Annotated in this window: 13 protein-coding genes; 11 read left to right on the plus strand and 2 right to left on the minus strand. The window is 66.1% G+C overall.

The annotated features are described in order from the left end of the window. Positions 1-12 precede the first annotated feature (12 nt). From narJ to MHZ91_RS04795, 11 genes are all read left to right on the plus strand, one after another. Positions 13-660 (plus strand): nitrate reductase molybdenum cofactor assembly chaperone, encoded by a 648-nt coding sequence (narJ, locus tag MHZ91_RS04745; RefSeq protein WP_239212690.1) that lies wholly within the window; start codon positions 13-15, stop codon positions 658-660. An 18-nt stretch (positions 661-678) separates the two neighbouring features. Further along, positions 679-1362, plus strand: coding sequence for a respiratory nitrate reductase subunit gamma (gene narI, locus MHZ91_RS04750; protein WP_175121299.1), 684 nt, complete (start codon positions 679-681; stop codon positions 1360-1362). A 22-nt stretch (positions 1363-1384) separates the two neighbouring features. Further along, positions 1385-2146 carry a peptidylprolyl isomerase gene (locus MHZ91_RS04755; RefSeq protein WP_239212692.1) on the plus strand — a complete coding sequence of 254 codons (762 nt, stop codon included), beginning with the start codon at positions 1385-1387 and terminating at the stop codon, positions 2144-2146. Continuing rightward, positions 2143-3141, plus strand: a complete 999-nt coding sequence (gene moaA, locus MHZ91_RS04760) for a GTP 3',8-cyclase MoaA (RefSeq protein ID WP_239212694.1) — start codon at positions 2143-2145, stop codon at positions 3139-3141. Before MHZ91_RS04755 ends, moaA begins: the two co-directional genes overlap by 4 nt. Position 3142: 1 nt before the next feature. Further along, a complete protein-coding gene (locus tag MHZ91_RS04765) occupies positions 3143-3808 on the plus strand; it encodes a carbonic anhydrase (protein ID WP_175121302.1) in 666 nt (221 codons plus the stop codon). Then, positions 3805-4302, plus strand: coding sequence for a molybdopterin-guanine dinucleotide biosynthesis protein B (gene mobB, locus MHZ91_RS04770; protein WP_239212696.1), 498 nt, complete (start codon positions 3805-3807; stop codon positions 4300-4302). The genes MHZ91_RS04765 and mobB overlap by 4 nt, the downstream gene beginning before the upstream one ends. 93 nt (positions 4303-4395) lie before the next feature. Beyond that, complete coding sequence (locus MHZ91_RS04775) at positions 4396-6333, plus strand: type IV pili methyl-accepting chemotaxis transducer N-terminal domain-containing protein (RefSeq protein ID WP_175136325.1); 1938 nt, start codon at positions 4396-4398, stop codon at positions 6331-6333. Between the two features lie 14 nt (positions 6334-6347). After that, positions 6348-7010: a response regulator transcription factor gene (locus MHZ91_RS04780; RefSeq protein WP_239212698.1), complete on the plus strand. Its 663-nt coding sequence runs from the start codon at positions 6348-6350 to the stop codon at positions 7008-7010. 81 nt (positions 7011-7091) lie between these two features. Beyond that, the gene (locus MHZ91_RS04785; RefSeq protein WP_105239174.1) at positions 7092-8108 is read left to right on the plus strand and encodes a peptidase U32 family protein; all 1017 of its coding nucleotides are present in this window, start codon (positions 7092-7094) and stop codon (positions 8106-8108) included. Then, positions 8099-8998 (plus strand): U32 family peptidase, encoded by a 900-nt coding sequence (locus MHZ91_RS04790; RefSeq protein WP_239212700.1) that lies wholly within the window; start codon positions 8099-8101, stop codon positions 8996-8998. The genes MHZ91_RS04785 and MHZ91_RS04790 overlap by 10 nt, the downstream gene beginning before the upstream one ends. Then, positions 8995-9462: an SCP2 domain-containing protein gene (locus MHZ91_RS04795; protein ID WP_239212702.1), complete on the plus strand. Its 468-nt coding sequence runs from the start codon at positions 8995-8997 to the stop codon at positions 9460-9462. Before MHZ91_RS04790 ends, MHZ91_RS04795 begins: the two co-directional genes overlap by 4 nt. Before the next feature lie 42 nt (positions 9463-9504). On the opposite strand, the gene MHZ91_RS04800 is transcribed toward MHZ91_RS04795, so the two are convergent. Next, positions 9505-11616: an ABC transporter permease subunit gene (locus tag MHZ91_RS04800; protein ID WP_239212704.1), complete on the minus strand. Its 2112-nt coding sequence runs from the start codon at positions 11614-11616 to the stop codon at positions 9505-9507. 277 nt (positions 11617-11893) lie between these two features. After that, positions 11894-12916 carry an amino acid ABC transporter substrate-binding protein gene (locus MHZ91_RS04805; protein WP_175136329.1) on the minus strand — a complete coding sequence of 341 codons (1023 nt, stop codon included), beginning with the start codon at positions 12914-12916 and terminating at the stop codon, positions 11894-11896. Between the last annotated feature and the right edge of the window lie 104 nt (positions 12917-13020).

Below are 13020 nucleotides of genomic sequence, written 5' to 3' on the forward strand. Positions count from 1 at the left end.
AAGGAAAACATCATGAGCCTGTACCGACTGCTTTCCGCCATGCTGTGCTACCCCGAGCCGGAGCTGCTGGACTACCTGGGCGAACTGGAAGAGGCCCTCGCGGCCTATCCGGACGCCGAAGAGACCCTGCAGCCCCTGGTGAGCTACCTGGCCTCGAACGACCTGATTCCCCTGCAAGAGAGCTACGTCGCCACCTTTGACCGCAACCGCTCGCATTCCCTGCACCTGTTCGAACACGTACACGGCGAAAGCCGCGACCGCGGCCAGGCCATGGTGGACTTGCTGGAGACCTACCGCCAGCACGGTTTCGAACCCGTCGTGTCCGAACTGCCGGATCACGTGCCGCTGTTCCTGGAATTCCTGGGCGTCATCGGCCCCGGCACGGCCCAGGAACTGCTGGACGAAGCCATCCACGTGCTGGCAGCCATTGGCGCGCGCCTGGCCACGAGCGAAAGCCCCTATGCCTGCATCTTTGCCGTGCTGCGCGCCCAGTCCCGCGTGATTCCGCGCGTGCAGACCGAGGCGCCCGTGCGCGACATGGACGAGGCGATGGAGGCTTTCGGGGCCGGCCCGGACGGCGTGGAACCGCTGCTACGGCCGTTCTCGGGAGGCGGCGCACAGCCCGTGCACTTCCATCCCCGTTCCGCCGCGACTCATTAATGCTCAGGACGACGCATCATGAACTCCCTGAATCAGTTTCTTTTCGGCATCTATCCGTACATCGCGCTGACCATCTTCCTGCTCGGCAGCCTGGCGCGCTTTGAACGCGAGCAATACACCTGGAAGTCCGACAGCTCGCAACTGCTGCACCGCGGCCAGCTGCGGCTGGGCAACATCCTCTTTCACATCGGCATCATCGGCCTGTTCTTCGGGCATCTGGCCGGCCTGCTGACTCCGGTCGTCGTGTGGGACACGCTGGGCGTCTCGCACTCGCTCAAGCAGATGGTCGCCATGGTGGCCGGCGGGGTGATGGGCGGGCTGTGCCTGATCGGCCTCCTGATCCTGATCCACCGCCGCCTGACCGATCCGCGCATTGCACACGCCACGCGGCCGGGCGACAAGATCCTGCTGCTCTGGATCCTCGTGACCCTGCTGCTGGGCCTGTCCACGATCGTGCTGTCGGCCGGCCACATGGACGGCGAAATGATGGTGCACCTGATGACCTGGGCGCAGCACATCGTCACGTTCCAGGGCGACGCCGCCAGCTACATCGCCGGCGTGCCGCTCCTCTTCAAGGCGCACCTGTTCATGGGTCTCACGCTGTTCGTGATCTTCCCGTTCACCCGCCTGGTGCACGTCTGGAGCGGCTTTGCGTCGATCGGCTACCTGGGCCGCGCCTGGCAACTCGTCCGTCCGCGCTGATCCACTGTCTTAGGAGCCGAACATGCCTGTCATCGTCAATGGCGTCGAACTGAACGACGCGGATCTGGAACGTGAACTTCCCTTGCACGCCGAGGCCGGCAATCCCATGCGCGAGGCCGTCACGGCCCTGGTGCTGCGGCGCGTGCTGCTGGACGAGGCCGGCCGGCAAGGTCTGGACGTGTCCGACGAGGAAAGCGCGATCGGCGCGCTGCTCGCCAGCCAGGCGCCGGCGCCCGAAGCCGACGACCAGGCGTGCCGGCGCTTTTATCAGATGCACCCCGAGCGCTTCATGGTGGGTGAACTGGTCGAGGCGGACCACATCCTGTTCCAGGTCACGCCCGACGTGAACCTGGACATGTTGAAGGCGCATGCCAACGTGGTGCTGACCGAGCTGCTGGCCGATCCCTCCCGGTTCGCGGAGGTTGCCCGCGAGCAGTCCAATTGCCCGTCCGCTGCGGTGGGCGGCAACCTGGGTCAACTCGGCCGCGGCGACACCGTGCCCGAGTTCGAGCGCGCGGTGTTTGCGTTGCCCTCGGGCGGGCTGCTGCCGCAGTTGCTGCAAACGCGGCATGGCCTGCACATCGTGCGCGTCACGCGCCGCGTTGAAGGCCGCCTCTTGCCTTACGAGCTTGTCGCAAAGCAGATTGCGACGGGGCTCACCACCATGAGCCGCGACACCGCCTGGCGGCAATACACCAAGCTGCTGGTCGGGCGCGCCAAGATCTCCGGCATTGACCTGGACGACGGCGAACCCGAACGGGTCTTCGCCGGGAGCGCCGCATGATGGACGAGCCAGCCCCTGCCGTATTGGCGGACGGCTTCGGCCGCCGCATCGACTACCTGCGCGTCTCCGTCACCGATCGCTGCGATCTGCGTTGCAGCTATTGCCTGCCCAAGGACTTCAAGGGCTTCGAGACGCCGGCCAACTGGATGTCCCACGACGAAATGGCGCGGCTGGTCGGGTTGTTCGTGAGCCTGGGCGTGGCCAAGGTCAGGCTCACCGGCGGCGAACCGCTGCTGCGCAAGGGCGTGGCCGGGCTGGCCGCCACCATCGCCGCCATGCCCGGACTGCGCGACCTGTCCGTGTCCACCAACGCCACCCAGCTTGTGCGCCATGCCCAGTCGCTGCGCGCGGCCGGCGTGAGCCGCCTGAACATCAGCCTGGATACATTGGACGCCGCGGCGTTCTCGCAGATCACCGGGCGCGACTGTCTGGATTCCGTGCTGGCCGGGCTGGCGGCCGCGCGGCAAGCCGGCTTTTCGCCGATCAAGCTCAACAGCGTGGTGCATGCGGCCACGCCGGAATCCGAAGTCCGCCGCCTGCTGTCGTATGCCGTGGAGCAGGGCTTCGTGCTGCGGCTGATCGAACCCATGCCCATGGGCGAATGCGGTCGCGGCTATACGCATACCGACCTGAACGCGATGGGCGCCCGTCTTGCGGCCGATGCTGGCCTGGTGCCGGCGTTGTCCGAATCCCGCAACGGCCCGGCGCGCTACTGGACAGGCGGGCAGGGCGCGCCGGTGCTGGGCGTCATCACACCCATGTCGCGCCATTTCTGCGCCACCTGCAACCGTGTGCGGCTGGGCGTGGATGGCACCTTGTATCTGTGCCTGGGCCAGGAAGACCAGGTGCCGCTTGGACACCTGCTGCGCGCGGGCGCCAGCGACTCCGAGCTCATCCAGGCCATCCGGGTAGGCATCGCGGCCAAGCCGGAGCGCCATGACTTCAACGCCCGGCCCGAACGCATCGTGCGCTTCATGGCGCAAACGGGAGGCTGATATGCAAGATCTTGAACGACTCGTCGGCGGCTTCCAGCGCTTTCAGCAGCAATACTACGAAGACGCACCAATGCTGTACCGCAACCTGCGCGACGGCCAGCATCCCAGCACGCTATTGATCGGCTGTTGCGATTCCCGGGTGGATCCGGCCATGCTGCTGGGGTGTGATCCCGGCGATATCTTCACCGTGCGCAATGTGGCGAATCTGGTGCCGCCGTGCAGCAAGGACCGCGGCCTGCAGGGCGTCCTGGCGGCCATCCAGTTTGCGGTCGAGCAATTGCAGGTCAGCCGCATCATCGTGCTGGGCCACGCGCAATGTGGCGGCATCCGCGCCTTGATGGAGCGGCGCATCCGGCGCGACGGTGAAACCGACTATCTGGGACGCTGGATGGACATCGCAGAACCGGCGCGCGAGCAGGTGTTGCGGCAGATGCCGGATGCCTCGAAAGAAGAGCGCCGGCGCGCCTGCGAACAGGCTTCCATCCTGATTTCCCTTCGCAATCTTGAAGACCTGCCTTTCGTGCGGCGGGCGGTGGACGCGGGCAGCCTGTCGCTGCATGGCTGGTACTTCGACCTGGTGGCGGGCGCTTTGCTGGCATACTCCCCGCGGGCAGACACGTTTTTGCCCATCGTGTGCCCCTTGTTGACGGAACCTGCCCTCGTATGACTCCTGTATTCGGTATCGCCGGCCGCTCCGGCAGCGGCAAAACCACACTGATCGAAGCGATGCTGCCGCTGCTTGGCGCCCGCGGCCTGCGCGTGAGCGTCATCAAGCACAGCCATCACGACTTCCAGATGGAGCCGCCGGGCAAGGACAGCGCGCGATTCCGCACCGCCGGCGCGCAGGAGGTCATGATCGCCTCGCCGTACCGGTATGCCATCGTGCACGAGCTGCGCGACGCGCCGGAACCCACCCTGGAGGCGCAACTGGCGCGCCTGTCGCCCGCCGATCTGGTGTTGGTCGAAGGCTTCAAGCAGGCCGCGATCCCGCGCATCGAGGTCTACCGCCCGGCGTTGGGCAAACCGCCCCTGCACACGGAAGACCCTGCATTTCTGGCGGTCGTGACCGACGCGCCGCTGGACATCGACTTGCCATGCCTGCCGCTGAACGATCCCGCCCAGGTGGCGGATTTTCTGTGCCGCACGCTTGGACTGCGTTGATCGCGTGAGTGACGCAATGGGCACGCGTGCGCCGGATTGCTGGCGGGAAGCGACTACACTGACACCCGAACTGCGCTTCCAGCCCTGACATTCATGAAGTCCACCGATACCGCCGCCCAGCCCGACGCGCTGCCTTCGCCCCGGCACCGCCTGTCCACGCGCATCGTGGCAAGTTCACTGCTGGCGCTGATCGTCGTGCTGTCCATGGTCAGCTGGACGCTGTGGCTGTCCTGGCAACTGGAAGGCGCGGGCGCGGCCATCAACGATACCGGCAGCCTGCGCATGCGGGCCAACCGCGTCGCCGTCGAGCTGATGCGGCCGCAAGCCGGGCGCGAAGTGCGCACCACCGAACAGATCGCGATCCTGGACGAGACCATCGCGCGGCTGGCGCGGGGCAATCCCGCGCGGCCGCTTTTCATTCCCAACGACAACGCCATCCGCGCCCAGTGGCACGACGTGGCTGCATACTGGCGCGACATCATGAAGCCGGCGGCCCTGCGTTCCATCGGTCAGCCGGATGCGTCAAGCTACCTGGAAACGCTGCCCGAGTTCGTGGCCCGCGCCGATACGCTGGTGCGCATGATCGAACAGGACAACGCCGGCAAGACCACGTCGCTGCGCCTGTCGCAGGGCGTGCTGGCGGCAATTGCCAGCGCGGGCACGCTTGCCATGATCTACCTGCTGTATCTGTGGATCATTTCACCCGTGTTGCGCCTGCGCGACGGCCTGCAGCGCATGGCCGACCGCGAATTCAGCACCCGCCTGCCGGTGGAAAGCCAGGACGAGTTCGGCGTATTGGCGCGCGGCTACAACCGCATGGCTGACGAGCTTCAAGACCTGTACACCAGCCTGGAACAGCGGGTGGAACAGAAGACGGCGCAGCTTGCCGCGCAGAACCGCGACATCGGTGCGCTCTACGACATGGCCGCGTTCCTGAACCAGCCCAATGAAATCGAGGCCATGTGCGATGGCTTTCTGCGCCGCGTCATGCTGCAGTTCGATGCGGAAGCGGGCAGCATCCGCGCGCTTGACCCCAACAACGAAAAGCTCAACCTCGTGGTGTCGGTGGGCCTGTCCGACGATCTGGTCGAATCCGAACACTGCATGAAGGTCGACGACTGCTATTGCGGCGTCGCCACCCGCCAGGCTGGCGTCATCGTCATCCAGGACTTCCGCCAGTCGCCGCCCGACATGGATCTGAACTGCCAGCGCGACGGCTTTGCCAGCGTGGCGGTGTTCCGTATCGTGACGCGCGATGAGGTCCTGGGGTCGTATTCGCTGCATTTCCGCACGCAGCGCCGCCTGCTGGCGTCGGAGTCGCAGCTGCTGGAAACGCTGGGACAGCACCTGGGAGTGGCGCTGGACAACCGCCGCCTCAGCGCGCAGGCGCGCCAATTGGCCGTGGTGCAAGAGCGCGGGCTGGTGGCGCAGGGCCTGCACGACAGCCTGGCACAAGGGCTGAACTTCCTGAACCTGCAATTGCAGATGCTCGATGCCGCCATCAAGCGCGGCGACGAAGAAGAAGTCAGCGAAATCCTGCCGCTGCTGCGCACCGGCGTAGACGAAAGCTATCAGGACGTGCGCGAACTCCTGACCAACTTCCGCAGCAAGCTGTCGCAGGGCGACCTGCAGGCGGCCATTGAAGACACAGTGGCGCGTTTCCGCCGGCAGACGGCCATCGACACGGATCTGACATTCAGCCAAGGCGAAGGCGCGCCGCTGCAGCCCGAGCAGCAACTGCAGGTGCTGTTCATCCTGCAGGAAGCGCTATCCAACGTGCGCAAGCATTCCGAGGCCAGCCGTGTGCGCATCGCCGTGGAAAACGGCCGGGATTTCACTCTGCTGATTGCCGACGACGGGCAGGGGTATGATCCCGCCGACGTCGCCGAGCGCGGCGAATCCCACGTTGGCCTGCACATCATGCGCGAGCGCGCCGCTCGTATGCGCGCCGTGATAAAACTCGAATCGCAGCCCGGCGCCGGCACGCGCGTGGCGCTCACCTTGCCTGGCGCCGAGCGCCAGGCCGCCTGACATCCTTGCCCATCATGACCATCCGCATCCTGCTCGTCGACGACCACACCCTGTTCCGCTCCGGTGTCCGCCTGCTGCTGCAGCGCCAGCCCGACTTCGAGGTCGTTGCCGAGGCCGGGGACGGCGTCGAGGGCCTGAAGCGCGCCAAGGAGCTCAAACCCGACGTCGTGCTGCTGGACCTGAATCTGCCCGGCTTGTCGGGGCTGGAAACACTGCAGCTCCTGACGCAGGATCTGCCCACCTGCGCGGTGATCATCCTGACCGTGTCCGAAGAAGCCGACGAGCTTGGACAGGCGCTGCGCGACGGCGCCCGCGGCTACCTCGTCAAGAACATCGACGCGGACGCCCTGGTGTCCGCCATCCGGCGCGCCGCCAACGGCGAAGCCGTCATTGCGGACAGCATGACGGCCAAGCTGGTCGAGCAGTTCCGGGGACAGGCCAGCCAGACGCCGCCGCCACCCGGCACCGCGGAACGTCACCGCCTTACCGCACGCGAAACGCAGATCGTGCAATGGCTGGCGCGCGGGGCCAGCAACAAGGTCATTGCGCGCGAACTGGATGTCAGCGAAAGCACCGTCAAGATCCATGTGCAGAACGTGCTGAAAAAGCTCAATCTGACCAGCCGCGTGCAGGTTGCGGTGTATGCGGTCGAGCGCGGCCTGTACACCGAGGAATAGTCCTATAAAAGGCGCCGCGCGCGCCGCGCGGTTTGATTTTCGACAAGGCCCGGGGGACGGGCGGCCCATAGACTGGCCGTCATGCAAACTCGAACCTCTCCCATAGAGCTCGTGGCCCCGGCAGGCAGTCTGGCCGCCCTGAAAGCGGCTATTGAAGCGGGCGCCGACACCGTCTATCTCGGGCTCAAGAACGCCACCAACGCCCGCAACTTTGCCGGGCTCAATTTCACCGAAGCCGACATCCGCGCAGGCGTTGAACTGGCGCATCGCCACAACCGGCACGTGCTGTTCGCCATCAATACGTTTGTGCAGGCCGGCCGCATGGCCGAATGGCAAGCCGCCGTCGATGCCGCCCACGATCTCGGCGCCGACGCCGTCATCATGGCCGATCCGGGCCTTCTGGCCTACGCCAGCGACCGCTATCCGGACCTGCGCCTGCATCTGTCGGTGCAGGGCTCCGCTACCCACACCGACGCCATCGAACTCATGAAGGAACAGTTCGGCATCCGCCGCGTGGTGTTGCCGCGTGTGCTGACACTGACGGAAATCGCGCGCATCTGCGCCAACGTCAGTGTCGAGGTCGAGGTGTTTGGCTTTGGCAGCCTGTGCGTCATGGCCGAAGGCCGCTGCCTGCTGTCGTCATACGCCACCGGCGACTCTCCCAACAACAAGGGCGTCTGTTCGCCCGCGCACGCGGTGCGCTGGGTCGAAGAAGACGGCCGCATGGATGCGCGCCTGTCCGGCATTCTCATCGACCGCTACGAACCCGGCGAACCGGCCGCGTACCCCACGCTGTGCAAGGGCCGGTTCGAAGTGGACGGCCAAGCCGACCACGCACTGGAAGAACCCACCAGCCTGAACGCCATCGGCCTGTTGCCCAAGCTGGCCGAAATGGGCGTATCCGCCATCAAGATTGAAGGACGCCAGCGCAGCCCGGCGTATGTCACGCAGGTGGTGTCCACGCTGCGCGCCGCGCTGGACAGCGTGCATGCGGACGCGTCGCGCTTTTCTCCGCGCCCCGAATGGAACGCCATGCTGGCGCGCCATGCCGAGGGTTCACAAGTCACACAAGGCGCTTTCGAACGCCCATGGAAATGACCCAAATCCCCTTTCAGATTTCCGTCGGCCCCTTGCTGTACTACTGGCCGCGCCAGCGCACCATGGATTTCTACGCCGCCGTCGCCGAAAGTCCGGCGGACATCGTCTACATCGGCGAAACGGTCTGTAGCCGGCGGCATGAGCTGCGCCCCGACGACTGGCTTGAATTGGCGCGTGATCTGCGCGCGGTGGGCAAGACCGTGGTGCTGTCGGGCCGCACGCTGATCGAGACCGGCGCCGAGGCCAGCGCCTTGAAGAAGCTATGCGAACAGCAGGACTTCATGGTCGAGGCCGGCGAACTGGGCGCAGTGCGCCATCTGAGCGGCCGCGGCTTTGTTGCCGGCCCGCACGTCAATGCCTATCACGGCGGCACGCTGACCTGGCTGGCGAACCGCGGCGCCGTGCGCTTTGTCGCTCCACTTGAAATGGACGGTCCTACGTTGGAACGGCTGCTGTGCGAGCGTCCCGCCGGCATGCAGGCCGAAGTCATGGTGTGGGGCAGGATGGCGCTGGCATTTTCGGCGCGCTGCTTCACGGCCCGGCACTTCCGCCTGAAAAAGGACGACTGCGGCTTTCGCTGTATCGAGCATCCTGATGGCCTGGACATGCGCACCCGCGAATCGCGCGAATTTCTTGGCATCAATGGCATCCAGGTGCAATCGGCCGCATGCCTGGACCTGTTGGCCGAAGCGCCGGAATTAGCGGGCATGGGCGTCGACGTCCTGCGTGTCAGCCCGCAATCGGCCGGCACACTCGAAGCGATCGCCGCGCTTGACGCCACGCGCCGCGGCGTCAAGCCCGATGCGGTTTCGCCGCCCGCGGGCATCGGCCGCTGCAATGGTTACTACTACGGGCACGCCGGTATTGGCCTGCAGGAGGCCGCCGCATGAGCGCACCCCTGACTCTACCGCCCATGCTGGCCAAGCTGGGCAAGCGCGTACCGGGACCTTTCGTGTCCCTGCATTTTGTCGCGGGGCTTGAACTGGCCCGCCGTCTCAAGTGGCTCGAGCCGCCCGCCGAACTGAACGGACGCACCTTCGCCATCACCGTCGAAGACCTGGGGCTGCGCAGCAGCTTTGTGGTGCGCGACGGCGCCTTCCGGCCGCTGTGGAACAAGGGGCCGCAAGCCGCCGCGGCTGAACTGGAACTTGGCGCGAAGCTGGCCGATTTTCTGGCGCTCATGCGCGCTGAAACCGATGCCGATACCTTGTTCTTTCAGCGCCGCCTGCGTATCGCTGGCGATACGGAACTGGGATTGATCGTCAAGAACTGGCTTGATGCCGCGCCGCGGCCGGCATGGCTTCAGCGCATTAGCGCGGTGCATGGTGGGATCGGGAGCGGGGCGGGCGGCTGACCTTTCTGCCGAGCCGGTTTCTCCGCCCGGCTCGGCATCCCGTCAGTTTCCAGCGCGCCCCTCCATGCGGCGCGCGACGCGCGACAGCGCCAGGCTGGCGGCCAGATACAACAGCGCCACCGCCAGATACACCTCGACGTGATAAGGCCGCCAATCGGTGCCCGCGACCACCGCCTTGGCCGCGCCCAGCACGTCGAACACGCCGATGATGCTGACCAGCGACGTGTCCTTGACCGCGCCGACAAAGACGCCCAGCGCGGCTGGCGCGGCGATGCGACGGGCCTGCGGCCAGATCACGCAGGCATAGGCCTGCGCGGGCCGCATGCCCAAGGCGCGTGCGGCCATCATCTGGCCGGGCGGAATAGCCTGCAACGCGCCGCGCAGCACTTCGGCCAGCACACACGCGGTATGCAGGGTCAGCGCCGCCAGCGCCATGCTGAACTTCGAGACACCGCCGCCAAGCAACATGGGCAGCACAAAGGATGCGAACAGCAGCTGGGTCACCAGCGGCACGCCGCGCACCGCTTCGATCAGACCGGCTGCGGCCAATGAACCGGCGGGGCTGCCGGACCGGCGAAGCAGGGCCAGCGCGAAAGCCAGGGGCACGGCCGCCACCAGCGCGGCGATCGCCAGGATCAACGTGACGAGCAGTCCTCCCCAGCGTTGCGGCCCGATGAAATCGCCGCCCCACGGCCAGCCGGTCAGCGCGGCCACGGCAATGGCAGACAGCGCGGTCAACAAGACGATACGCATGCGCGCCGGTACGCGACGCGCGCCCAGAGCGACAGCGATGGCGGCCAGAAGGGCCAGGGACGCGATCAGCGCGGGCCCCCGGTGCACGTCGGACATGGTGCCGTAGAACAACAACGGCAGGTTCTCGCGCACGGCGGCCCAGCAGGCGCCCGCCGCATTTGCGCAGGTCTTCGGGTCGCCTGACCACACGGCTCGAAGTACCGCCCAATCGAGCAGTGACCAGGCCACGGCGGCCAGCAGCAACGTCAGAACGGCCGACATCGCTTTGCGCCGAAGGGTCCTGGCCTTACGAACAGCGCCATCCCGGAATGCACGGTCACCCAGGCGCGCGCCGTGCGTGTCGCCGGGGCCGTGCCGCGTATTGCGCGCGTTCCACGCGGAGAGCCCGCCGCCCAGGCAGAGCGCCAGCGTCAGGTAAATGCTCACGGCAAGCGCAATGCCTTCCAGCGCCAGCCCGGTTTGCGTGATGGCCGTGTTGATGACGGCCATCAGCTCCTGGTAGCCGATTGCGATGGCGAGCGTGCTGTTCTTGATGAGCGCCAGGCATTGGTTGGCGTAGGGTGGCAATGCGACGCGCGTGGCGTAGGGCGCGATCACCAGCCGCAGCACCTTGACGGGCGTGAGGCCCAAGGCTTGGCCGGCTTCGACCAGGCCCACGGGAACAGCACGGACCGCGCCGCGCACGATGTCGGCGATGTAGGCGGCGTGAAAGACGACGAGACCGAGGGTCAACGCGGCAAATTCGATGCTGGGTTGCCAGCCGCCTTGCAAACCGAGCCCGCGCTTGATGGGCAGGTCGATCTGCATGGGGGGCAATAGCGCCCACGTGATCGTGGCGGCGGCCAGTATTGCAGCCAATATTGCGGCCAGTGCGGCGGCAGACGAAGCGGGCAACGCGGTATTGCGCCAACGGCGGCGTGCGTACCAGGCCACCGCCAGCGCAGCCACTGCCACGCCCGCATAAGGCAGCCAGCCATGCAAGGCGGGCAAGGCCAACCCGCGATTGGACAGCAGCACGGAAGGCAGCGGCGACCAGGCTTGACGCAGATCCGGCAGCCGCAGCAGCAAGCCATACCAGACGAAAAGCTGCAACAGCACCGGCGTGTTGCGCAGCGGTGCGATGACCAGGGCGGCAACGCGGGCCGCCAGCGAGTTGGACGACAACCCCAGAAATCCCACGCCCACGCCCAGGACAGTGGCCAGCGGTATTGCCACGAAGGCGACGGTCAGCGTATTGACCAGTCCCGCGGCCAGGGACATCCAGTAAGGATCCTCCGGCGTGACGTTGAGCAGGCTCTCAGAGATACGGAACCCCGCCGGCTGAAAGAGAAAGCCGAACCCGCCCTGGATACCTCGGGCGGCCTGCACCGATTCGATGTGCAGCACCAGAAGGGCCGCCATGCCGCCCACTCCCAGGATCCACGCCAGCGCAGGCAGCCAGCGGCGCCATGGGGCAGTCAACGGGAAAGGAAGCGAGGTGGCAGTCATGGCGGGCCGGGCGGCATCAATCAAAAAAGAAGAAGGGCGGAACCGGTGGCCCGTCCGCGAATCATCGACAAATGCGCATCAGACGATGCGCATCAAACGATCTGCATCGAGCGATCTGCACTAAGCGATTCGCGTCAAACGGTTCGCGTCAAACGATTCGCACCAAGCGATTCGCACCAAGCGAAACGCATCACTGAAACGGCGGCGAATACAGCAAACCGCCTTTGTTCCATTGCGCATTCAAGCCGCGTTCCAGCTTGAGCGGCGTGGCGGCGCCCAGGTTGCGGTCCCACACCTCGCCGTAGTTGCCCACAGCCTTGATGGCCTGCCTGGCCCACGTTTCGTCCAGGCCGAAGCTCTTGCCGATGCCGGGGTCCACGCCAAGCAGGCGGCGCACCTGGGCGTCGGTGCTTTGCGTCTGGCTGTCGGCATTCTGGGCGGTGATGCCCAACTCTTCCGCGGCGACCAGCGCGTTGACCGTCCAGCGCACGATGGCGGCCCAGTTCGGGTCGTCCTGGCGTACGAAGGGGCCGAGCGGCGACTTGTTGATGCGCTCGGGCAGGATGACGAAGTCGTCGGGCTTGCTGGCGCGCGCGGCGCGGCTGGCGGCGAGGGTGGACGCATCCGACAGATACACGTCGCAGCGGCCGGCGTAAAAGGCCTGCTCCAGTTCGACCAGGTTTTCGATGACGACCGGGCGATAGCTGAGCTTGTTCTTCTTGAAATAGTCGACCAGGTTCTGTTCATTCACCGTGCCGGGCTGCACGCAGACCTGCGCGCCTTCCAGTTCGGTGGCGCTCTTGACGCCCAGCTTGCGCGGCACCAGGAAGCCTTGGCCGTCGTAGAACACGATGCCGGCCGACGCGATGCCCAGCCCGGCGTCGCGGCCCGACGTGATGGTGGTGTTGCGGTTCAGCACATCGATCTCGCCGGACTGCAACGCTGGGAATCGCTGCTGCGAGCTCAGCGGCACGAAGCGGGTCTTTTCCGGATCGCCCAGCACGGCGGCGGCCAGCGCGCGGCACAGGTCGGCGTCAAGGCCGGTCCAGCGGCCTTGCTTGTCGGCAATCGACAACCCTGCCGACCCCTGGCTGACACCGCACACCAGTTCACCGCGCTTCTTGATGGTGTCCACCGTGCCGGCCTGCGATGCGCCGGCAAGCGCCATCGCGGCGGCAATACCCGCGGCCTTGAATAGATGATTCAAACGCATGCTGTTCCCATGATTGTTGTGTGCAAGAGAGGCACGAATTCTATGGGCGCGTCGTGGTTTGCCGAGCGACTTAATACTCATATCAATATGAAAACTAAGCCTTA

This window comes from Achromobacter sp. ACRQX, from assembly GCF_022346505.1.
Taxonomy (GTDB): domain Bacteria; phylum Pseudomonadota; class Gammaproteobacteria; order Burkholderiales; family Burkholderiaceae_B; genus Achromobacter; species Achromobacter animicus.

Excerpts from the sequence above, each read along its gene's own strand:
- narJ (WP_239212690.1), top strand. The coding sequence starts at position 13 with ATGAGCCTGTACCGACTGCTTTCCGCCATGCTGTGCTACCCCGAGCCG.
- narI (WP_175121299.1), top strand. The coding sequence starts at position 679 with ATGAACTCCCTGAATCAGTTTCTTTTCGGCATCTATCCGTACATCGCG.
- MHZ91_RS04755 (WP_239212692.1), top strand. The coding sequence starts at position 1,385 with ATGCCTGTCATCGTCAATGGCGTCGAACTGAACGACGCGGATCTGGAA.
- moaA (WP_239212694.1), top strand. The coding sequence starts at position 2,143 with ATGATGGACGAGCCAGCCCCTGCCGTATTGGCGGACGGCTTCGGCCGC.
- MHZ91_RS04765 (WP_175121302.1), top strand. The coding sequence starts at position 3,143 with ATGCAAGATCTTGAACGACTCGTCGGCGGCTTCCAGCGCTTTCAGCAG.
- mobB (WP_239212696.1), top strand. The coding sequence starts at position 3,805 with ATGACTCCTGTATTCGGTATCGCCGGCCGCTCCGGCAGCGGCAAAACC.
- MHZ91_RS04775 (WP_175136325.1), top strand. The coding sequence starts at position 4,396 with ATGAAGTCCACCGATACCGCCGCCCAGCCCGACGCGCTGCCTTCGCCC.
- MHZ91_RS04780 (WP_239212698.1), top strand. The coding sequence starts at position 6,348 with ATGACCATCCGCATCCTGCTCGTCGACGACCACACCCTGTTCCGCTCC.
- MHZ91_RS04785 (WP_105239174.1), top strand. The coding sequence starts at position 7,092 with ATGCAAACTCGAACCTCTCCCATAGAGCTCGTGGCCCCGGCAGGCAGT.
- MHZ91_RS04790 (WP_239212700.1), top strand. The coding sequence starts at position 8,099 with ATGGAAATGACCCAAATCCCCTTTCAGATTTCCGTCGGCCCCTTGCTG.
- MHZ91_RS04795 (WP_239212702.1), top strand. The coding sequence starts at position 8,995 with ATGAGCGCACCCCTGACTCTACCGCCCATGCTGGCCAAGCTGGGCAAG.
- MHZ91_RS04800 (WP_239212704.1), bottom strand. The coding sequence starts at position 11,616 with ATGGCGGCCCTTCTGGTGCTGCACATCGAATCGGTGCAGGCCGCCCGA.
- MHZ91_RS04805 (WP_175136329.1), bottom strand. The coding sequence starts at position 12,916 with ATGCGTTTGAATCATCTATTCAAGGCCGCGGGTATTGCCGCCGCGATG.